Raw genomic sequence first — 233 nt, 5'->3', positions numbered from 1 at the left:
AGAAGGGCTGCGTTATATGCTTGCTGAACCTGGTCAGGCGAGACAGCCCACGGCGGCGTATTACCTGCGGCCGACGCGAGGTGCCTGATCCAGCGGGCAGGCACCATCGCGCTACGCGGCTTGTTTTTCCTCACCAGCACCTGATGGATGATCGCGGCGAGGTACAGGTCGCGCCACGATTGGCTCATCGGCGCAGGCGCAAGCTCGGATTGTCCGGCGCGTCGCCTGACCTC

At 64.4% G+C, this 233-nt stretch carries 1 protein-coding gene; it reads right to left on the bottom strand.

What is annotated here, in order from left to right; translation table 11 throughout:
* Window positions 1–188, bottom strand: a 188-nt coding sequence (locus OH705_RS28830) for a hypothetical protein (RefSeq protein ID WP_267303648.1), incomplete at its 3' end; no start/stop codon positions are given.
* Window positions 189–233: the final 45 nt, after the last annotated feature.

This window comes from Pseudomonas sp. BJa3, assembly GCF_026343815.1.
In the GTDB taxonomy this organism is placed as follows: domain Bacteria; phylum Pseudomonadota; class Gammaproteobacteria; order Pseudomonadales; family Pseudomonadaceae; genus Aquipseudomonas; species Aquipseudomonas soli.
Note: the sequence above shows the minus strand (reverse complement) of the source record. Positions and strands in the feature narration are given on the sequence as shown.